The organism is Streptosporangium sp. NPDC006013, assembly GCF_040614275.1.
In the GTDB taxonomy this organism is placed as follows: domain Bacteria; phylum Actinomycetota; class Actinomycetes; order Streptosporangiales; family Streptosporangiaceae; genus Streptosporangium.
On sequence record NZ_JBEXUE010000158.1, the window covers coordinates 1 to 19,556 of the forward strand.

Annotated in this window: 18 protein-coding genes; 6 read left to right on the forward strand and 12 right to left on the reverse strand. The window is 69.7% G+C overall.

All coding sequences use genetic code 11. The features are described 5' to 3' along the window. Window positions 1–231: 231 nt before the first annotated feature. The gene (locus ABZ260_RS23585; RefSeq protein WP_355621364.1) at window positions 232–480 is read right to left on the reverse strand and encodes a hypothetical protein; all 249 of its coding nucleotides are present in this window, start codon (window positions 478–480) and stop codon (window positions 232–234) included. A gap of 123 nt (window positions 481–603) precedes the next feature. Beyond that, window positions 604–1,584: a LacI family DNA-binding transcriptional regulator gene (locus tag ABZ260_RS23590; RefSeq protein ID WP_051752919.1), complete on the reverse strand. Its 981-nt coding sequence runs from the start codon at window positions 1,582–1,584 to the stop codon at window positions 604–606. A gap of 240 nt (window positions 1,585–1,824) precedes the next feature. Here ABZ260_RS23590 and ABZ260_RS23595 point away from each other — a divergent pair, with 240 nt between their 5' ends. Next, window positions 1,825–2,514, forward strand: a complete 690-nt coding sequence (locus tag ABZ260_RS23595; RefSeq protein WP_355621367.1) for a TetR/AcrR family transcriptional regulator — start codon at window positions 1,825–1,827, stop codon at window positions 2,512–2,514. 139 nt (window positions 2,515–2,653) lie between these two features. Here ABZ260_RS23595 and bldC read toward each other — a convergent pair whose 3' ends face one another. Together bldC and ABZ260_RS23605 are read right to left on the reverse strand one after the other, a co-directional pair. After that, window positions 2,654–2,857, reverse strand: coding sequence for a developmental transcriptional regulator BldC (bldC, locus tag ABZ260_RS23600; RefSeq protein ID WP_013133571.1), 204 nt, complete (start codon window positions 2,855–2,857; stop codon window positions 2,654–2,656). A 318-nt stretch (window positions 2,858–3,175) separates the two neighbouring features. Further along, a complete protein-coding gene (locus ABZ260_RS23605) occupies window positions 3,176–4,033 on the reverse strand; it encodes a hypothetical protein (RefSeq protein ID WP_355621370.1) in 858 nt (285 codons plus the stop codon). A gap of 276 nt (window positions 4,034–4,309) precedes the next feature. Here ABZ260_RS23605 and ABZ260_RS23610 point away from each other — a divergent pair, with 276 nt between their 5' ends. Then, a complete protein-coding gene (locus ABZ260_RS23610) occupies window positions 4,310–5,413 on the forward strand; it encodes a Glu/Leu/Phe/Val dehydrogenase dimerization domain-containing protein (RefSeq protein WP_355621373.1) in 1,104 nt (367 codons plus the stop codon). A gap of 150 nt (window positions 5,414–5,563) precedes the next feature. Next, a complete protein-coding gene (locus ABZ260_RS23615) occupies window positions 5,564–5,797 on the forward strand; it encodes a DUF3073 domain-containing protein (RefSeq protein ID WP_355621376.1) in 234 nt (77 codons plus the stop codon). Between the two features lie 177 nt (window positions 5,798–5,974). Here ABZ260_RS23615 and purM read toward each other — a convergent pair whose 3' ends face one another. Continuing rightward, window positions 5,975–7,000 carry a phosphoribosylformylglycinamidine cyclo-ligase gene (purM, locus tag ABZ260_RS23620; protein WP_350929752.1) on the reverse strand — a complete coding sequence of 342 codons (1,026 nt, stop codon included), beginning with the start codon at window positions 6,998–7,000 and terminating at the stop codon, window positions 5,975–5,977. A gap of 43 nt (window positions 7,001–7,043) precedes the next feature. Next, window positions 7,044–8,489: an amidophosphoribosyltransferase gene (gene purF / locus ABZ260_RS23625; RefSeq protein WP_355548321.1), complete on the reverse strand. Its 1,446-nt coding sequence runs from the start codon at window positions 8,487–8,489 to the stop codon at window positions 7,044–7,046. A gap of 160 nt (window positions 8,490–8,649) precedes the next feature. On the opposite strand from purF, the gene ABZ260_RS23630 reads away from it, so the two are divergent. After that, the gene (locus ABZ260_RS23630) at window positions 8,650–9,654 is read left to right on the forward strand and encodes a hypothetical protein (RefSeq protein WP_355621379.1); all 1,005 of its coding nucleotides are present in this window, start codon (window positions 8,650–8,652) and stop codon (window positions 9,652–9,654) included. Between the two features lie 84 nt (window positions 9,655–9,738). Here ABZ260_RS23630 and ABZ260_RS23635 read toward each other — a convergent pair whose 3' ends face one another. Next, entirely contained in the window at window positions 9,739–10,371 is a 633-nt protein-coding gene (locus tag ABZ260_RS23635; RefSeq protein WP_355621382.1) for a TetR/AcrR family transcriptional regulator, read from the reverse strand. A 94-nt stretch (window positions 10,372–10,465) separates the two neighbouring features. Between ABZ260_RS23635 and ABZ260_RS23640 the strand changes: the two genes are divergently transcribed. Continuing rightward, complete coding sequence (locus tag ABZ260_RS23640) at window positions 10,466–11,659, forward strand: FAD-dependent monooxygenase (RefSeq protein ID WP_355621385.1); 1,194 nt, start codon at window positions 10,466–10,468, stop codon at window positions 11,657–11,659. 86 nt (window positions 11,660–11,745) lie between these two features. On the opposite strand, the gene ABZ260_RS23645 is transcribed toward ABZ260_RS23640, so the two are convergent. Next, window positions 11,746–12,201 (reverse strand): sterol carrier family protein, encoded by a 456-nt coding sequence (locus ABZ260_RS23645; RefSeq protein ID WP_355621401.1) that lies wholly within the window; start codon window positions 12,199–12,201, stop codon window positions 11,746–11,748. 187 nt (window positions 12,202–12,388) lie between these two features. Between ABZ260_RS23645 and ABZ260_RS23650 the strand changes: the two genes are divergently transcribed. Continuing rightward, window positions 12,389–14,443, forward strand: coding sequence for a PhoX family phosphatase (locus tag ABZ260_RS23650; RefSeq protein ID WP_355621404.1), 2,055 nt, complete (start codon window positions 12,389–12,391; stop codon window positions 14,441–14,443). A gap of 90 nt (window positions 14,444–14,533) precedes the next feature. On the opposite strand, the gene ABZ260_RS23655 is transcribed toward ABZ260_RS23650, so the two are convergent. The 4 genes from ABZ260_RS23655 to ABZ260_RS23670 all read right to left on the reverse strand — a co-directional run. Next, window positions 14,534–15,190 carry a hypothetical protein gene (locus ABZ260_RS23655; RefSeq protein ID WP_355621388.1) on the reverse strand — a complete coding sequence of 219 codons (657 nt, stop codon included), beginning with the start codon at window positions 15,188–15,190 and terminating at the stop codon, window positions 14,534–14,536. 202 nt (window positions 15,191–15,392) lie between these two features. Next, on the reverse strand, window positions 15,393–16,874 hold the full coding sequence (locus ABZ260_RS23660; protein WP_355621391.1) for an MFS transporter: 1,482 nt from the start codon (window positions 16,872–16,874) through the stop codon (window positions 15,393–15,395). Between the two features lie 227 nt (window positions 16,875–17,101). Continuing rightward, window positions 17,102–17,770: a Crp/Fnr family transcriptional regulator gene (locus ABZ260_RS23665; protein ID WP_355621394.1), complete on the reverse strand. Its 669-nt coding sequence runs from the start codon at window positions 17,768–17,770 to the stop codon at window positions 17,102–17,104. A 57-nt stretch (window positions 17,771–17,827) separates the two neighbouring features. After that, on the reverse strand, window positions 17,828–19,556 hold a 1,729-nt coding region (locus ABZ260_RS23670), incomplete at its 5' end, for an adenylate/guanylate cyclase domain-containing protein (RefSeq protein WP_355621397.1).

A 19,556-nucleotide genomic window follows, 5' to 3' on the forward strand; every position in this document is an offset into this window, starting at 1 on the left:
GGGTCGACGGAAGCACGACGCGAACCGTGGCGGTGGAGACCGGGCTCTTCGCCGACGGCAAGGTGGAGATCACCGGGACGGCGGCGCTCAGGCCGCACAGGACAAGGGCCGTCGCGAGTGCTCTGCCGGTCACGCTCATCGCCCCCAAGTAGGTCGCCAACCACCCAACTTACGCGGCGCGACGACGTGGCTAGGCCGTTGTCGCGATATGTACCCGGCTGTCACCTTCTGTTACCAGGCGTGCTCGCCGACCTCCTGCTTCTGCAGGAGCGAGGCGAGTTCCCTGGCGTCCTCGGCGTCCAGCCCGAGGACCACGCGCGGACGCCCCCACGGGTGGTCGATCGAATGGGCCACGTAGCTGGCGACGGACTCGGCTCCGGCGTCTCCGCTGCGGCCCCGGGCGGTCCGCCAGTGCGCCCACGCCCGCTCAAGCTCGGCGGCGGCCCGCTGGGCGCATGACACCAGTTCTGGATCACGCATTGTTACCCCCCTCGTCTCGGCCAGAGTCAACACCGGCGGCACACCGGCGTTCGCGATGTTGACCTGATTTTGGGGAGTTGATGAAGCCTGCCTGGGCGTCCTGTAACGCTCCAGGCAGGCGCTTCAGCGCTCGGTGGAACTCGTGCTGTTCCGTACGACCAGCTGCGGCGCGACCTGGCGCAGGCGTGAGGCCTTGCCGGGGTCGCCGATCCGGTCGTTCAGCAGCGCGGCGGCGGAACGGCCCATGGCGCGGCGGGGCTGGTCCACGGTGGTCAGCGAGATCGGCTGGGTCCCGGCACGGTGGATGTTGTCGTACCCGACCACCGACAGGTCCTCGGGAACCCGCAGGCCCAGTTCGGCGGCCGCGGAGAGCACGCCCATGGCCACCAGGTCGTTGGCGGCGAAGATCGCTGTAGGCCGGGGGTCGCGGGTGAGCAGGCTGTGCGCGGCCCGCGCGCCGCCCTCCTCGCTGGAGGCCCCCTCCTCGACCATGATGTACGGGGCCAGGGAGTGCCTGCGCATCGCGACCAGGTAACCCTCGCACCGGAAGCGCCCGGAGGAGATGCCCGAGGCCTCTATGTGGGCGATTCGGCGGTGGCCGAGCTCCACGAGGTGGTCGACGGCCAGACGGGCGCCGAGTTGGTCGTCGTCGACGACGATGTCCACGCCGCCTAGGTCGATGTCGCGCTCGCCCACCACGACCGTGGGCGTGTAGCCGGTGGCCTCGATGAGCGTCCCGCTGGTGGGCGCGATGCCGAGCAGGACGAGCCCGTCGACGCGCAGTTCGAGGAATGCCTCGACCGCCTCGTCCTCGAAGGCGGGGTCCCACTGGCTGTTGCCGATGAGGAGCCTCAGCCCGTCGCCGTGCAGGCTCTCCTGCAGGCCGTCCAGGAACTCGGCGTAGAACGGGTTGTGCAGGTCGGCGACGAGCGCCCCGACCAGATGGGTACGGCCCTCGACCAGGCTGCGCGCGACCGCGTTGGGCCGGTAGCCGAGGTCTCTGGCCGCCTGGAGCACGGCCTGCCTGCGATGCTCGCTGACGTGTGGCGATCCGCGCAGGACGAGCGAGACCAGTGATTTGGAGACACCGGCCCGTTCGGCCACATTGCGGATCGTGGGTCTCGGGCGTGGTCCGCACCCGTCGGATAAGACGGGCTCGGCGAACCCGCGGGCTCGGGTGACGGTGGTGTTGACCGGCGGTCCTGACATGGCTCTCCCCCGCGATGGTGGATGGGCACCTGTCACTCAAAACGATCGAGTTCCGAATGGGGTACGGCCTCCGGGGCAGGGAACTCCGATCTTGACCTCAACGCCGTGCGTACCGACTCCGATAGTCTGCACGGTGTGGGTTCGACATCCGGAGCCGCCGAACAGGCGAAACCTGCGGCGGGTGACGCGCGACCGGCGCGGCGCAGGCTCAGCGTGGACCGGCGCCGTGAGGAGCTCATGGCGGCGGCCCTGGAGCTGTTCAGCAGGCGGGACGCGGAAGACGTGTCGATCGATGACGTGGCCTCTGCGGCCGGCGCGTCGCGGGCTCTGGTCTACCACTACTTCGGCGGCAAGCAGGAGCTCTACGTCGCCGCGCTGAAAAGCGCCGCGGCCCAGTTGGAGGCAAGGCTAAGGCCCCACGAGGACGGCCGTCCGCTGGACGAGCTGGCCGGAGGGCTCACCCGATACTTCGACTTCGTGGAGGAGCACGCGGCGGGTTTCGCCGCGCTGCTCAGGGGTGGTCCCGCCAACCGCAGCGGCGACATCGGGGAGATCGTCGACTCGGTCAGGAACCGGCTGTTCATACTGATCATGAAGCAGATGCGGGTCGAGGAGCCCGGCCCCGCGCTTCGCATCACGCTGCGTTCCTGGATCGCCTCCGTCGAGACCGCGGGCCTCGACTGGCTGGAGCACCGCGACATCGAGCGGCCGGCCCTGGAGCGCATGCTGGTCGACCACATGGTGGCGCTGCTCGGTGTGGCGGCCAAGCACGACTCGCAGGTCGGCGAGTTGCTGGACAACCTGCTCCGGGACCAGACGAGCTGATCCACGGTCCGGGAAAGACGCCGGGCAGGTGGCTGGGGCGGCGCCGGGCGGGCGACGCCGCTCCCCATAAACCTGTGTGGCCTACGCGCTCACAGGGTGAGCGCGCACCAATCCCCCTAGGTCAGTGACGGCCCCCGTCTTACTCTGAGCGCTGCTGCGGAATCCCCGCGAGCAGCGCGCGAACCTCGGTCTCCCGGTACCGGCGGTGTCCACCCAGGGTGCGGATGGACGTCAACTTGCCCGCCTTCGCCCACCGGGTCACGGTCTTGGGATCGACGCGGAACATGGTTGCGACCTCCGCCGGGGTGAGCAGCGGCTCTGCCTCGGGTGTACGAGCTGACATTTGTGCGGCCTCTCCTCCATGTGGACCGGCGACAGCGATCCTGCGACTTGACGCTTGTCACGGATGTCCGCCTATGGCCATTGCGTGCGGCAGTTTGGGCCATATACGGCATCACCCGATGTGACCATACAGCCACGTAGAGCGATTGGCGAGTCTTTGAGTGACTCATCTCTCTTGTGCACGTGTTGTTGTCACGCTCGGTGATTCTAGCGACACGTTTCGTGGTATCGCAGTGAAAACGGCAAACTACTCAGTTCGTAGGTGCATCCCCGGTCATCGACGGACCTACTTACGCAGGTCGAAGGGATGATTTGCGAGTCAGTTTGCCGATTCGAGAAGTTGTATTGATCGCCAGCGGAGGATGACGCGCTGGTACATGGCGAACGCCAGTTCTTCCTCGCCTTTTTCCAGACCTGTCAGCGCCGCCGCGAGCTCCGCCACGGACTCGTCGGCCTGGAGCGTCTCGTCGTCCATGAGGTTGACGATGCCGCCGTAGTCGAGCTCGACCAGCGAATGCGGGTGGAACTCCTCCAGCCAGCGTGCCACGTCCTCGACCTCGGCGGTGATCGAGACCTCGCCGACCTGCCTCCTGATGATCTGCAGGGCACGGGCGCTGCGGCGCCTGGCATGGGCCATGGAGGTGACGTAGATCAGATTGCGCGTGGTGGTCGTGCCCCCCTGGCCCCCGTCGCCGTCGATGACCAGCCAGCGCTCGTTGCCGTCGAAGGGGACGAACCACGAGGTCGGAACGTGCCAGGTGGAGCCGCGGATGTGCGTGCGCAGCGCGGCCGAGTCGGTACGGCGCTTGAACCGGTCGAAGTCGTCGGCGGTCTGCTCCGCGACGGCGGGTGGGACGAACCGCTCCAGCAGCTTGGGCGGGGTCGCCCCACGGAAGCGTGAGAAGGCCAGCCACGACCTCAGCCTGCTCTGCCATGGGCAGACGTACAGGACCTCCTCCACGCGCCTCAGATAGGCGTTGGGGCTCTCCTGGGCGGGTGCCGGGGTCGGTGGGATCCCCAGGAGGCGCCGCACCGCCTCGCCGTGTTCGGCGTGGAGGGCGCCGGCTCGGCGCGGTCGGTCGGCCGCCTCGGCGTAGGCGGCCCACGAGACGCGCTCCGCGGGGGTGAACGCGACCAGTGGCTCGTAGACGCGGAGGTACGCGGCGTAGGGCAGCACGTCCGCATCGTGTCACGAACGACGGGCCGCTGTCCGTACCGGACCGGCTTTCGTGGCCGCCGTCCGGGTGACTCCTCCGCTCCTTCGAGGGCCTGACCGTTTCGAACGCGGGAACCACGGCGGCGAGGCGGCGTACCCACCGGGCGGACCCGGCGGCCCCCTCGTCAAACGTGATGAGACCTTCGCGTGAGTCGTCCCGCTGCGGGCTTGTGGTTACGCTGAAGGTGATCTCCGCCGCGACGGAGCGGCGGGAACGGACGACTGGGAGTCACCACAGTGACCGACGTCTTCGGGCTGTCCCACAAGGACGCGGGCCCGGTAACCGGCCAGAACAGGCACGAGCAGGTCGTTTTCTGCTCCGACGAGCGCAGTGGCCTGCGGGCCATCATCGCCATCCACAACACGGCCCTGGGCCCGGGCCTGGGCGGCACCAGGTTCTACCCCTACGAGAGCGAGCAGGCCGCGCTGGCGGACGTGCTCAATCTCTCACGGGCGATGGCCTACAAGAACGCCCTGGCGGGACTCGACCTCGGTGGCGGCAAGGCCGTCATCATCGGCGACCCGGCGAAGGACAAGAGCGAGGCGCTGCTGCGCGCCTACGGCCGGTTCGTCCAGTCGCTCGGGGGCCGCTACTACACCGCGTGTGACGTCGGCACCTACAGCGAGGACATGGACGTCGTGGCCCGCGAGAGCTCCTACGTGACCGGCCGCACGCTGGCCAACGGCGGAGCCGGGGACTCGTCGATCCTGACCGCCTACGGCGTTTTCCAGGGCATGCGCGCCGCCGCCGAGTACGCCTACGGTACGCCGACGCTGCGCGGCAGGCGCGTCGGTGTCGAGGGCGTGGGCAAGGTCGGCCACCGCCTGGTCGATCACCTGGTCGAGGACGGCGCCGAGGTCGTGGTCTGCGATGTGAGCGAGGTGGCGGTGGAGCGGCTGCTGCGGCGCCACCCGCGGGTGGAGGTGGTCGCCGACCGGCTGGAGCTCACCGGATCCGACATCGACGTCTACGCGCCGTGCTCCCTCGGCGGGGCGCTAGACGACGAGACGGTGGCCCGCCTGCGCGCCACGATCGTCTGCGGCGGGGCCAACAACCAGCTGGCCCATCCGGGCGTGGAGAAGCAGCTCGCCGACCGGGGAATCCTCTACGCGCCCGACTACGTGGTCAACTCCGGCGGGGTGATCCAGGTCGCGGACGAGATCGCCGGGTTCAACATGGACCGGGCGCGGGCAAAGGCCACCCAGATCTACGACACGACTCTTAAGATCTTCTCCACTGCGGCGGAGGACGGCGTTCCTCCGGCTGTCGCAGCCGATAGGCTGGCTGAGCGAAGAATGTCGGAAGTCGGGCGAATTAGGGGCATTTGGCTGGGCCACTAGCCCCACACGCCCATACGGCGTACCGAGCCGGGCGTAAAACGGGTACGGTTGTAGGCGAACGAGAGCTGGCGCCTCAAGTCAGGTGGCGTCAGTGCGTGGTGCGTTAGCGACGAGGGGTCGGGCACGACCCCACACGAGGGGGTCGAGCCAATGGGGCGCGGCCGAGCAAAGGCCAAGCAGGTCAAGGTTGCTCGCCAGCTGAAGTACAACAGCGGTGGCACTGATCTTGAGCGTCTTCGCGACGAGCTCGGAGTCAGAGATGACTCCAACCACGACGACGACTCCAACGACGCCTACGACGAGCTGGCGGATCGGTACGCCGATTACGCCGATGACTTCGGCTCCAAGGATGACCGCGACGACGGGACATCCGGGCGCCGCTAGGCGGGTTTCGGTTTGACGGTGAGCAGGGCACCCGGCGGTGAGCACATGGCGGCCGGGTGTCCTTCTCGCTGGGAGTCGACAATATGCGGCGCTCCGGTGGTCCGGGGCGCTTTTCGTGGTACTCGACTCACCCGGGATCTTCCCCGCCCCGGCCCGGGGCGGGGAAGATCCATCGGGTCATCGGAAACGTGCCTGGCCGGAGCCCTCGACGATCTCGCCGAGCACCCAGGCCGGAAGGTCACGCTCGCCGAGCAGCGCCAGGGCGGGCTGCACGGCCTCCGCGGCGACGATCGCGGTCATGCCCACGCCCAGGTTGAACGTGCGGTCCATGTCGGCCTGGGCCACCTGGCCGTGTCCGGCGAGCACCTCGAAGACGGCGGGCGGGGTCCATGACGAGCGGTCGAGCAGCGCGTCCAGCCCGTCGGGCAGTGAACGGGCCAGGTTGCTCGCCAGGCCGCCGCCCGTGATGTGCGCGTACGCGTGGACGTCGACCGTGCGGGCCAGCTCCAGGCAGTCGAGTGAGTAGATCCTGGTCGGCTCCAGCAGCTCCTCGCCCAGCGTCCGGCCCAGCTCGGGCAGTTCGGCCTCCAGCGACAGCCCGGCCCGGTCGATGATGTGCCGGACCAGCGAGTAGCCGTTGGAGTGCACGCCGGAGGAGGCCAGTGCGAGGACCACGTCGCCCTCGCGGACCCTGTCCCGGCCGAGCATCCGGTCGGCCTCCACCACGCCGGTGGCGGCGCCCGCGAGGTCGTACTCGTCGGCGCCCATGGCTCCGGGGTGCTCGGCGGTCTCCCCGCCGATGAGGGCACAGCCCGCCAGACGGCAGCCCTCGGCGATGCCGCCCACGATCTCGGCGATCCGCTCGGGAACGACCTTGCCGCAGGCGATGTAGTCGGTCATGAACAGCGGCTCGGCACCGCAGACCACCAGGTCGTCCACGACCATGCCGACCAGGTCGAGGCCGATCGTGTCGTGCTTGCCCAGCCGCTGGGCCAGCATGACCTTGGTGCCGACGCCGTCGGTCGACGTGGTGAGCAGCGGCCGCCGGTACGACAGCAGGGCCGAGGCGTCGAAGAGGCCGGCGAAGCCGCTGGCGTCGTCCACGACCTCGGGCCGCCGGGCCCGCGCGACCTTCGACCTCATCAGCTCGACGGCGCGCTCACCCGCGTCGATGTCCACTCCTGCGGCCGCGTAGCTGGTCATGGGGCCTCTCTCGTCGGCCGGGCGGTCTGACTGCCTGACCTGCTCAATGCTTGGCCTCCAGCACGTATTTGCCCACGTTGTCCTGGTCGATCGGGATCGGGTAGTTACCGTCGAAGCAGGCGCGGCAGAGCCGGTCGGCAGGGATCGTGGTGGCCTTGGTCAGGCCCTCCAGCGAGATGTATCCGAGCGAGTCGGCGCCGAGCGAGGCGCGGATCTCCTCCACGCTGAGCGAACCGGCGATCAGCTCGGCCCGGGTGGCGAAGTCGATGCCGTAGAAGCACGGCCAGCTGACCGGCGGGGAGGAGATCCGGACGTGCACCTCCCTGGCGCCCGCCTCGCGCAGCATCTTGACGATCGCCCGCTGGGTGTTGCCCCGGACGATCGAGTCGTCCACGACGACCAGGCGCTTGCCGGCGACGACCTCCTTCAGCGGGTTGAGCTTCAGGCGGATGCCCAGCTGGCGGATCGTCTGGGACGGCTGGATGAAGGTCCGGCCCACGTAGGAGTTCTTGACCAGGCCCTGGCCGTACGGGATCCCGCTCTCCTCGGCGTAGCCGACGGCGGCGGGGGTGCCCGACTCGGGCGTGGGGATGACCAGGTCGGCCTCGACCGGGTGCTCGCGGGCCAGCATGCGGCCGATCTCGACGCGCGTGGTCTGCACGCCGCGCCCGGCGATCGTGGTGTCCGGACGGGCCAGGTAGACGTACTCGAACAGGCAGCCCTTGGGTTCGGCGAGCGCGAACTTCCGCGAGCGCACGCCGCGCTCGTCGATGGTGATCAGCTCACCCGGTTCGATCTCGCGGACGAACGTGGCGCCCACGATGTCCAGGGCCGCGGTCTCGGAGGCGACCACCCAGCCGCGCTCCAGGCGCCCCAGGACCAGCGGGCGGACGCCCTGGGGGTCACGGGCCGCATAAAGCGTCCGCTCGTCCATGAAGACGAGCGAGTAGGCGCCCCTGACCTGCGGAAGAAGTTCGGCGGCCGCGTCGTCGATGGACTGGCTGCGATCCTGGGCCAGCAGCGACGTCAGCACCTCGGTGTCGGTGGTCGCCCGGGTGGAACCCGGGGCCAGACGCCTGGCCAGCACCGGGGTGTTGATCAGGTTTCCGTTGTGGGCGAGTGCGAGCCCGCCACCCTCGGTCGAGCTCAGCGTCGGTTGCGCGTTCTCCCAGACGCTCGACCCGGTCGTCGAGTAGCGGCAGTGGCCGATCGCCAGGTGACCGCGGAGGGTGCCGAGCACGGACTCGTCGAAGACCTGGGAGACCAGTCCCATGTCCTTGTAGACGAGGATCCTGCTGCCCTCGCTGACCGCGATGCCCGCGGACTCCTGACCGCGGTGCTGTAACGCGTACAGTCCGTAGTAGGTGAGTTTGGAGACTTCCTCCCCAGGCGCCCAGACCCCGAAGACGCCACATGCGTCCTTCGGAGGCCGGTCGTGGGGGTCAAGGTCATGGCTCAGATGGCCGTCGCCCTTCAACACATGCTTCATTCTAGGTCGGCTTCTTCCCTGCTCGCACCTAGGGTCCGTTCCGTGGCATGTCGCACCCTGACCGAACGATCATCGGTGTTTTGCCGTGTCAGCCTGTTTCGTCGGCAGGTGACAGGGGAGTGTGAGATATCCGGCATGCCCAAGCGTCGGGAGAAGAGACGTGACACCACCTGTGGACCCGAACCAGCCCGATCCGCGGCGGGAGCCGTGGAAGGAGCCGGATCCCGAGTCGCCCGTACCCGACCCCGGCGAGACGCCGAACCGGCAACCGCCCCCCGTTCCCGAAGAGCCGAGGGTGCCGCCGCATCCGGACACGCCGGTCGCGCCGGAGGTCCCCCAGCCTGACCAGGCCGGTGATCCGGACGCCCCCAAGGGGGACGAGACGCCGGAGTCCGGTGGGCGGGAGCGGGAAGTCCCCGAACCGGAGGAACGGCCGCCGCACCCCGTGCCCGGTGCCACGCCCGCCGCGTATCCCGGCTGGGAGGGCGCCCCGGAGGCTCCGGGCGGCCCTGACCACCCCGGCCCCACCCAGCCCTCGCGCTACGAACCGCCTGAGCCCTCAGCGGAACCCGCGGCCCAGCCTCGGCCCACCGAGCCCACCGAGCCCGCTCCCGGCACTCCCCAGCCGGGCTACTCGGCCCGGCACGGCTACGGGGAGCAGCCGAGATACGGGGAGGCCCAGCAGGCCGGGCAGCCCTACGGAGGTCCCGGCCCGCAGACGCCGTCCGCGGAGGGCCCCTACCAGCCGCCTCAGGGCGCGCCAGGCCCCTACCAGCCGCCGCCGTACCCGCCGCCTGGCATGCCCGCCTATCCGGGCGCCGCGCCTTACCCGGCGTATCCGGGTGAGGGGCGCAGGCAGAGCGACGGGCTCGGCACCGCCGCGCTCGTGCTCGGGATCGTGGCCATCGTGTCGCTCGTCGTCTGCGGCCTCGGTGTGCTGGTGGCGATCGTCGGCCTGATCGTCGGCATCGTCGCGCTCGTCAAGAAGTCCGCCCCGGGCAGGGCCTGGGTGGGCATAGCGCTGAGCGTCCTCACTCTGATCATCGCGGCGGCGTTCCTGAGCTGGCTCTACAGCAAGATCGGTGACTGCGCCAACCTGCCACCGGAGCTACAGCAGCGCTGCATCGAGGACAGGTTCGGCGTCCGGCTCCAGCCCACCCCTTGAGAGAGCGGCTCGAAGACCGAAGGCCCCACTGCGCGTTCGCGCGCACTGTGATGGGCAAGGCGGCGAGCAGAGCGCCCTGGCGTTTCACGCCAGATCGGCGAGAGTGATCTCCGGGGAGGGGAGGGAGGCGGCGTCGGGGCGGGCGCGCAGGCCGTCGAGCATGAGGGTGAGGTAGCGGTCGACGCCGGCCTGGGTGAGGTCGGCTCGCAGGTCCGGCATCGGCCGGAGCAGCAAGGCCATCATCATCGACAGGTCGGCGGCGCCGACGTCGCTCCGCACCTTGCCGTCGGCTTGAGCGCGGCGAACCAGCCGGTCGAGGATCTTCAGCAGGATTTCGCGCATTCGGCGGTTTTCCGGGTCGTCGCGAAGGGTGGCCCATGTGCCGGCGAAGCGCATGGCCAGGCCGGCCGCCAGGCGCAGTTCGCCGCCGGCCTGACGGACGAACCGTGACAGTGCCGCCCAGGCGTCCGGCTCCTCGTCCTCGGCCGTCCTGGCGATGGCGATCACTCGGTGGAAGCCGTCCAGCGCCACTCCGCGGATCAACGCGTGCCGATTGGGGAACCGGCGGTACAGGGTGCCGGTGCTCACCCCGGCGCGACGGGCCACCTCCTCCATCGGCACGTCGGCGCCGTGCTCGGCAATGAGGGCGTGGGCCGCTGCGATGATCTGCTCGCGGTTCAGCTGGGCGTCGGCACGGAGCTTCCGGTCAGAGTTCACGGTCACCAATATATGTGAGGGAGTAGCCTCCGCATGTACGGTGTAACCGGCGGATCTTCTCTCACTTATCGGCACTTACCTTGCGGAGGCTTTCATGCGAGTCCTGATCTCCGGCGCGAGCATCGCCGGTCCCGTGCTGGCCCACTGGCTGACCCGGTACGGCTACGAGGTGACCGTGGTGGAGCGTGCACCGCAACCGCGAAAGACCGGAGGACACTCGGTGGATCTGTGGCGCCCAGCGTTGGACATCGCCGAGCGCATGGGCGTCCTTCCGGCGATCCAGAAGCGGTCCACCGAAACCGAGCGCACGCTCGCCTACCGCCCCGGCGTCCGGCGGCCCGCCTCGATCGACAACACCAAGATCTTCACGGCCGTCTCCGACCGGCATATCGAGGTCATGCGCGACGACCTGAGCGAGATCTTCTACGACGCGACCCGCGACGCGGTGGAGTACGTCTTCGCCGACTCCATCACCTCCATCTCCGAGGATGGTGAGGTCACCTTCGAGCAGGGCGGGCCGCGCCGGTTCGACCTGGTGGTCGGCGCCGACGGGCTGCACTCCAACGTCCGGCGCCTGGCGTTCGGCCCCGAGTCGCAGTTCACCCACTGGGTCGGCGCTTACCTGGCAGTCGTCTCGGTGCCCCGCGATCTGGCCCGCGATGGCGCCATGATCGCCTACTTCGACGTGGGCCGCACCGCGATGGTCTACACCGCTGCGCATCTGGACGACGCCCGCGTGCTGTTCCTGTTCCGCACCGAGCGCCCGCTCGATTACCACCATCGCGACGTCGCCCGGCAGAAGACCCTGCTCCGCGAACACTTCGCCAACCTCGACGGCCACGTCCCGCGCTGGCTCGCCGAGCTGGACCGCACCCCGTCCTTCTACTTCGACTCCATCACCCAGATCCGGCTGGACACGTGGTCACGCGGCCGGGTGACGCTGGTCGGCGACGCCGGGCTGTCACCGGGCCCAGCGATCGGCGCCAGCACGAGCCTCGCCGTGGTGTCGGCGTACGTGCTCGCCGGGCAGCTGGCCGCAGCCGGTGGCGATCACACCCGGGCGTTCGCCGCCTACCAGGCCGAGCTGGACGAATTCGTCCGACGTAGCCGCGCATTCGCGCGGGGCATGGCGAAGACCTTGCTGCCCTCGCACCGGCTGGGCCTGACCCTGCTGGTGAACGGCACGGAACTGGCCACCCGTCTGCCCAGCGGACTCACCCGATGGCTGACCACACTCAATTCCAAGGGGGTGCGGCTGTTCGACTCCTTCCCGGTGCAGGACTATTAAGAAGTCGGGCGGGGATGGGAGGACACCGACGGTGCCTGGCGCGCGTCGATGGCCGCCGGCACTTGCAGGGGTCCCGGCGGTGAGGGCTATCGCAGCGGCAGATGGTCCGACAGGTCGGCGCGGGCTCCGCTCGCCGCGACCTTACCGGCGGCCATCGCCGCAGACCAGGTCAGACGGCCGGTGGCCAGGTCCAGCCAGGTGCGCGCGTCGGTCTCCACCACGTTGGGCGGGGTGCCGCGGGTATGCCGGGGACCTTCCACGCACTGCACCGCCGCGTAGGGCGGGACCCGGACCTCGACGGTCCGGCCGGGAGCGGCCGTCGCCAGCCTGTCCAGCAGGTGCCGTACGGCGAAGCGGGTGATCTCCCGTTCCGGGCGGATCTCGTGCTCGAAGGCTCGTAGCACCACGCTCACGCAGGCGTCCAGCAGCGCCGTGACCCCGGTAGGACCGTCGTAGGGCGGCTCGCCGAGGGAGCTCAGCTGGGTGTCGAGAGCGGCGTGAACCTTGGCGGGGTCGGGCTTGTAAGGCGGCACGCCCTCCATGATGCCCGCCGGAGCGGGCCGTCCCGACGACAGGACACCGCCGAGCTGCTCGATCCCGATGATCGCCGGGCCCGCTCCACCGAACGGTTCACCGTCCGGGCAAATGTCGTTCACCTCAGGTTTGGCCGGCGCACGTAGCGTCCGGGCGGTAAGACTCCACCCCTTTTTGGAGGACCCTGTGGCGAACATGTCGCCGCGTCGCCTGCTGCCCCTGCTCATGAGCCCTCACAAGGGTGGCCGCAGTGCGCTCACCTGCCGGTTCCGTTGCGGTGACCAGTGCGCCCACGATGTGATGAACACCAGTGACAACGCCTACTTCGGCGACGTGGTCGCCGAGGCGATGACCCGGCGCGGGGTGCTGCGCGCGGGCGCCCTGGGCGCCGTCGTCGCCGGGGTGGGGGTCGGTACGGCGCTCCCGGCCGTCGCCGACCCGGACCGGGGGGCGAAGGCCGCCGGCCGGAAGGGCGGCCCGCGCTTCACCGCCATCGCGCCGAACACCGACGACAAGGTGACGGTCCCCGCGGGCTACCTGTCGGCGGTCGTGGTCGGCTGGGGTGACCCGGTGCTGCCCGGCGCTCCGGCGTTCGACTTCGAGAACCAGACGGCCGCCGCGCAGGCCAAGCAGTTCGGCTACAACTGCGACTACGTGACGCTCTTCCAGCTGGGGCAGCACCGTGGCCTGCTCTGGGTCAACCACGAGTACACCGACGAGAACCTGATGTTCCGCGGTTACACGGACGGCACCGCCGCGACGGAGGAGCAGATCAGGATCGCGATGGCCGCGCACGGCGGCTCGGTGGTCGAGGTCGAGCGGGTGGGCGCCTCCGGCCAGTGGAGGCTGGTGACCAAGGGCTCTCGTCGCTACAACCGTCGCATCACCGTGCAGACCCGGATGAGGTTCACCGGCCCGGCGGCCGGCAGCGACCTGCTGAAGACCGCGGCCGACCCGAAGGGAACCACGCCGGTCGGCATGCTGAACAACTGCGCGGGCGGCACCACGCCGTGGGGCACGGTGCTCAGTGGCGAGGAGAACTTCAACCAGTACTTCGTCAACGGCAACGGCGTGCCCGAGGCGCAGAAGCCCTACCTCACCCGGTACGGGGTGAGCGCCACGACGGGCATCCCGAGTGGAAACCGCAGGTTCGACCGGGTCGAGGACCGGTTCGACCTGGCGAAACACCCGAACGAGATCAACCGTACCGGCTGGATCGTGGAGATCGACCCGTTCGATCCGGACTCCACCCCGATCAAGCGCACCGCCCTGGGCAGGCTGGCCCACGAGGGGGCCACCACCTCCCTGGCCGCCGACGGCCGGGTGGTGGCCTACATGGGGGACGACTCCCGGTTCGAGTACGTCTACAAGTTCGTCTCCAGGAAGCGCTACATTCCCGGCTTCGACCGGAACAACCGGGACCTGCTGGACGACGGCACGCTGTACGTGGCCAGATTCACCGGAGACAGCCCCGCCACCGAGATCGACGGCACCGGCAGGCTCCCGGCCGACGGGCAGTTCGACGGCTCGGGCGAGTGGATCCCGCTGGTCACCGGTGACGTCTCGCACGTACCGGGGATGACGGCCGCGGAGGTGCTCGTCTACACCCGGGTGGCGGCCGACAAGGTCGGGGCGACCAAGATGGACCGTCCCGAGGACGTGGAGCGCAACCCCGTCACCGGCGGCGTCTACGTGGCGCTGACCAACAACACCAACCGGACTCCGGCCCAGGTGGACGAGGCCAACCCGCGCCCGGCCAACAAGCACGGCCACATCCTGGAGATCGTCGAGCGGCGGAACGACGCCGGGGCCACGACCTTCGCCTGGTCCCTGCCGCTGGTCTGCGGCGATCCGAACGACCCCGCGACCTACTTCGCCGGGTTCGACAAGACCAAGGTCTCGGCGATCTCCTGCCCGGACAACGTGGCCTTCGACGCCGACGGCAACCTCTGGATCGCCACGGACGGCAGCCAGCTCGGTGCCAACGACGGTCTGTTCGTCATGCCGGTCCGTGGCTCCGAGCGCGGCCACCTCAAGCAGTTCCTGAGCGTGCCGGTCGGCGCGGAGACCTGCGGCCCGCTGGTCAGCGCGGACCAGCGCAGCGTCTTCGTGGCCGTGCAGCACCCCGGCGAGACCAACGGCGCCACCCCTGAGGCTCCCAGCAGCCACTGGCCGGACGGCGGCACCTCCCAGCCCCGCCCGTCCGTCGTGGTCGCCTGGCACGCGAAGGGCGGCAAGATCGGCTCCTGACCGCCGTCTCCGCTTCCGGGAAGCACTGGTCCGATCCTCGTGGCTCAGGTGAGAGCCACGAGGATCGGACACCCGGTCAGCGGTGGGTCGTCAGTCGAAGAACTGCCAGATGCTGAACCTTCGTACGAAGAGCGGGGCAGAGGCCCGGCCGGTCACCCGGATCCGCCTGATCCGGGTTTTCTTGTTCATCGTGACCTTCACGCACTTCAGGCAGGCTCCGTGGGGTCCGGGCAGGGCGAAGTAGGAGATGGACGCGGCGCGGTGTGCCAATCCCCGGTCGGAGAGCCCTGCCCCGATCTCCCGGTAGAGACGGTTCGATCCCTTCAGGTTGAACGCGGTGGAGCCGATGATCGCGTGGTTCGACGAGGGAGGGCAGTGCACGAATATCCGGACGTGGCTGGCCTGGCGGGGCCACGGGGGAAGGATGCGGAGCGACGGGACGTTCTTCAGCGCCTTGGGGATGGTGTTTCTGCCCCATATAGGGGGAATTGTCACTGTCTGGTGGTTTTTAGTGGTGACGGTGGCGGTGGTGTCGGAGGTGGCGCTGGACGTCACTGTGGCGCTGGGTGTGGGGGTGGGTGTGGGTGTGGGTGTGGGGGTGGCGCTGGGCGTCACTGTGGCGCTGGGTGTGGGTGTGGGGGTGGACGTCGTCGTGGGGCCGGGGGTGGGGGTGGCGTCCGGTTCTGTCGGAACGCCCGGACTCATCATGAGCGCGGTGGCCATCCCGATCCGTGCGACGAAACGCATGTGCTCCTCCTGTCGGACACCCGAGGGGCGGTGCGACGCGGGTTTCTGGGGAGAAGACACGTCCGGGACGACCCGGGCGGGGGTACCGGCATCCACCCTGATCAGGCGGGCCGTCTCCATTATGTCGGCCATGTCGCACAAGGAGGGGGGAGACACGCTGGTACGGGGCCATGTCCGGTTATCGGGCCCGCCGCCGAGCCGATCAGTCGTTCCCGGCCACCCGAAGGGGACGGCGAGGGCGGGCCAGCGCCGCGGCGACGGTCCCGCACAGGGCGACGGAGAACAGGACCGCGTAGGTCCGCTGGAAGCCGGCCATCAGGTGGTCCACGGCGACGGGGGAGAGGCGCGACAGCGTGCCCGCGTACACCTGCCCGCGTAGCTCGGCGCTGACCGAGCCGGTCAGCACGCTGAGCGTGAGGGCGACCCCCAGCACGATCCCGACATTCATGATCATAAGCCGGAAGCCGTTCACCACTCCCAGGCTCCCCGCGGGTAGAGCCGCCATGACCTGGGTGGTGTTGCCGGTCAGGAAGGTGCCGCTGCCGCAGCCACACAGGAACAGGCCGACCCCGATGATCCAGTACGGCGTGGCGGGAGCGGTGTTCAGGAGCAGGATGCCCAGCCCGGCCGCGCTCATCAGGGTGCCCCCCACCGACAGCGCGTACGGCCTGATCCGGCGGCCGAGGGCGCCGGTGACCGGGGAGGCCAGGGCCATGCCGATCGGGACAGGGAGCACGCCCAGGGCCGCGGTGACGGCGTCGACGCCCCTGGCGGCCTGGAAGTAGAGGGCGACCAGCAGGATCAGCGCCGAGCGCGCCAGCGCGTTGCAGAAGGAGGCGAGGTTGGCGAAGGCCAGCATGCGCTCGCCGAACAGGCGCACGTTGAGTACGGGGTGCGACGCCCGGCGCTCCACCAGGACCAGCACCGGGACCAGCGCCACCGCGATCGCCATGCCGACGGTCACCACGGGGCTGGACAGGCCCCGGGACCCCGCCTCGGAGAGCGCGATCAGGGCCGCGGAGAGGGCGGCGAACACGATCAGGTTGCCGAGCGCGTCCACCGGCCTGCGCGCCCCCCGGGGCCCCCGGCGCAGTGTGAGCGCTCCCCAGACCAGGGCGGTCAGCCCAGCCGGTACGTTCATCCAGAAGATCCACTGCCAGCCGGCGGTCTCGGCGATGAGGCCGCCCAGGGTGGGGCCGGCGAGCTGGGCGACCGAGAGGGTGCCGATGTAGACGCCCATGCCCTGGCTGAGCCTGTCCGGCGGGAAGGCGTCGGTGATGATCACGGTTCCGTTGGCGAGGACCATCGCGGCTCCGATCGCCTGCACGGCGCGCATCGCGATCAGGAACCAGACGCCGGGTGAGAGCCCGGCGAGCAGCGATCCGACGGTGAACAGGAGGAACCCCGCCAGATAGATCTCCCGCCGGCCGAGCAGGTCGGCCACCCGGCCGAAGAACACCAGCGTCGCGGTGTTGACGAGGAGGAAGGCCAGCAGGACCCAGCCGGCCGCGAACGCGTCCGCGTGAAAGTGCCTGACCACGGTGGGAAGTGCGACGTTCAGCGTGCTGCCGGAGATGCCGATCATGACCATGCCGAGGCTGGTGACCGAGCAGACCCGCCACGCGTAACGGAGTTTGGATAGGTATTCAGGGGATCCGGGCAGGTCTTGGGGGATTGCGACCATGAGCTACAGTCTGACGTACGTTGTACGTCGATCTTGATCCAGACCCGCCACAGAGCACGTCCAACCCGCTCGCGCCTCGCGTCAGGCCGCATCCGGCGCGGACGGCAGCCGGGCGGCGGGGCACGGCGCGCCCGTCCGGATCGCGTCCCGGGCCGGGCCGGAGGCGATGATCGTGGTGCTCGTCACCGCCGGGGGCGACGCCTTCCCTCTCCCGGGTAGGCGCGCCCTCAGCGCGCCCGTCTGCGCAGGCCCTCCAAATCGTGGATGATCACGCGGCGGCGGCCCGTCTCGATCAGCCCGCGGTCGCGCAGGGAGCGCAACGCCTTGCTGACCGCCTCGCGGGAGGCCCCGGTCCAGCCGGCCAGCTCATCCTGGGAGAGCGGCAACGTCACCCGGACCCCGCCGTTGGTGGGCTCGCCGTACCGCTCGGCCAGCTCGACCAGCCGGGTGGCCACCCGGCCCGTGGTGTCGAACGCGCCGTACTCGATCCGTTTGCGGTCGGAGTCGCGCATCTTGCCGATCACCATCCGCATGAGCAGCACCGCGACTCTCCCGTGGTCCCGCAGGTAGGCGGGAAAGTCGCGGACCGTGACTCCTTCGACGGGTTCGAGGGCGGTGATCGTGGCGGACCTGGGCAGCCCGTCGATCGCCGCGAACTCGCCGAGCAACGCCCCGGGTCCCCGGATCGCCAGGACCACCTCGCTGCCGATCGCGGTGTGCGAGGACACCTTGACCCGGCCGGATGTCAGGATGACCACCCAGTCGTTCGCGTCGCCTTCGGTGAACATCGTCGCGCCCCTGTCCCAGCGCCGGGGACGCCCGGCAGCGTACAGAGCCGCTACCTCATCGCTCGTGAGCAATGTGATGAACTCACCTGGTTCGGGGGAAGAAGTCATAACCACCTCATGGTGATCTCGATCGTGTCCGTACGGCTCCCGGGGCGAGAGGCGCTGCTACGAGAGCCCGGACAGCACGTGGGCATGGACGGGTTGTTCCCTGCCCTTGAGGTTGAGCGGGCCCAGGGAACGAGTCTGGGCCCGGGGGCCGATCAGGTCGAGGGTGCTCTGGCCGATCACGACGCTACCGGGATCGGCGATTCCCTCAAGTCTGGCGGCCACGTTGACGCAGTCGCCCATCGCGTTGAAACCGCGAAGCTCGGGGCTGCCGATGTTTCCGACGAGCGCCTCACCGGTATTGATCCCAATCCTGAAGCGGGGATAGCCGGGCATCCCCGCCGCGATCTCCTCGGCGGCCTCCTGCATCGCCAGGCCCGCCCGCACCGCGGCGAGGGCGTGGTCGGACTGCCGGGCGGGGGCGTTGAACAGCGCGAGCAGCGCGTCACCCACGAACTGCACGATCGTGCCGCCGTTGCCGAGCACGATGGGCACGGCCGCGGTGTGGTAGCGGTTCAGCATCTCGACGATCTCGCCGGGCGCCACCCGCTCGGAGAAGCTCGTGAAGCCCTTCAGGTCGGCGAAGAGCGCGGTCAGTTCCACCAGCTCGCCGCCGAGCGCCGCGGTCTGCGGGTCGGCCAGCAGTGACTGGGCCACGTCCGGTGACATGTACTGCCGAAAGAGGGTCTCCAGCTCGCTGTAGAGGCGGGCGTTCTCCAGGGAGATGGACAGCTGACCGGCCAGCATGGTGGCGAGCGCCTCGTCCTGCGGGGTTCTGCCGGTCGGCACCTCCAGCGCCCCGGCGAGCCTGCCCTTCACGGTCAGGGGGTGGACGACCTTCCTCTCCAGCCGGATCGGCTGGTCGCCGGGGAAGTCCTTCGGGCCGTACTCCCTGGAGTTCACGGTGACCCGGCCGTTGTCGACCAGCTTGATCCGGACGTCTCCGTACGCCTGCCGTACGCGGTCGAGGCTCTGCGCCAGCAGTTCGCGCTCCGGCAGGCCCACGCGGGCCTGCCTGCCCACCTCGACCAGCGCGGCGAGCCTGTCGGTCAGCTCCCGCTCGTTGGCCAGTGCCTCACCCGCCCGGTCGAGCACCGCCACCTGGGACTCGGTGAGCCCGAACTTGCCCGCCAGCCTGTTCGCGATCGGAACCCTGCTCTCCTCCCTGCGCCGCAGGTGGCCGACGAGTTCCTCCAGGGCGGCCTCGTAGTCGGCTCTGATCCTGCGGACCGTCGCCGACAGCGCCACCGAGTCGAACAGCCCGGCGCTCGTGCCCTCCCGCCGGAACTGCAGGTAGGCGCTGTAGGCGACGAAGAGGAACGCCGTGGTCAGCAGTACGTGCCAGAGCCACCACGACAGGTGCCAGTTGTGGTGGGACAACCCCGCGACCAGGGATTCGGCGAGCAGCGCGTACGCGGTGACCAGGCTGATCAGCACGACCGCGGGGCGGCCACGGTGCAGCTGGAACATCATCGCGGCCGCCACCAGGTACAGGGCCACCCCGATCCACTCCAGGCCGCCCAGGCCGGTGCCCTCGGGGGGCGATTCGCTCAGCGGGGTCAGGCCCGGCACCAGGCAGGCGATCCCCCACCCGGTGATCAGGGTGGCCAGACCGCCGCGTAGCCACATCTGGCGCCGCAGGACGGCCTCGGCCGCTCGGTCCCCCAGGGGCAGCGCCGATATGAACGCGAACACCGAGGCGATGAGGAGGCCCACCGGGTGGGACAGGTCGAACCCGTAGCTCGGGGTGCCCAGGATGATGCCCGGGGTGCTCAGCCCGTGCACCAGG

Excerpts from the sequence above, each read along its gene's own strand:
- ABZ260_RS23585 (WP_355621364.1), bottom strand. The coding sequence starts at position 480 with ATGCGTGATCCAGAACTGGTGTCATGCGCCCAGCGGGCCGCCGCCGAG.
- bldC (WP_013133571.1), bottom strand. The coding sequence starts at position 2,857 with ATGTCAGCTCGTACACCCGAGGCAGAGCCGCTGCTCACCCCGGCGGAG.
- ABZ260_RS23615 (WP_355621376.1), top strand. The coding sequence starts at position 5,564 with ATGGGGCGCGGCCGAGCAAAGGCCAAGCAGGTCAAGGTTGCTCGCCAG.
- purM (WP_350929752.1), bottom strand. The coding sequence starts at position 7,000 with ATGACCAGCTACGCGGCCGCAGGAGTGGACATCGACGCGGGTGAGCGC.
- purF (WP_355548321.1), bottom strand. The coding sequence starts at position 8,489 with ATGAAGCATGTGTTGAAGGGCGACGGCCATCTGAGCCATGACCTTGAC.
- ABZ260_RS23640 (WP_355621385.1), top strand. The coding sequence starts at position 10,466 with ATGCGAGTCCTGATCTCCGGCGCGAGCATCGCCGGTCCCGTGCTGGCC.
- ABZ260_RS23645 (WP_355621401.1), bottom strand. The coding sequence starts at position 12,201 with ATGGAGGGCGTGCCGCCTTACAAGCCCGACCCCGCCAAGGTTCACGCC.
- ABZ260_RS23650 (WP_355621404.1), top strand. The coding sequence starts at position 12,389 with ATGTCGCCGCGTCGCCTGCTGCCCCTGCTCATGAGCCCTCACAAGGGT.
- ABZ260_RS23655 (WP_355621388.1), bottom strand. The coding sequence starts at position 15,190 with ATGCGTTTCGTCGCACGGATCGGGATGGCCACCGCGCTCATGATGAGT.
- ABZ260_RS23660 (WP_355621391.1), bottom strand. The coding sequence starts at position 16,874 with ATGGTCGCAATCCCCCAAGACCTGCCCGGATCCCCTGAATACCTATCC.
- ABZ260_RS23665 (WP_355621394.1), bottom strand. The coding sequence starts at position 17,770 with ATGACTTCTTCCCCCGAACCAGGTGAGTTCATCACATTGCTCACGAGC.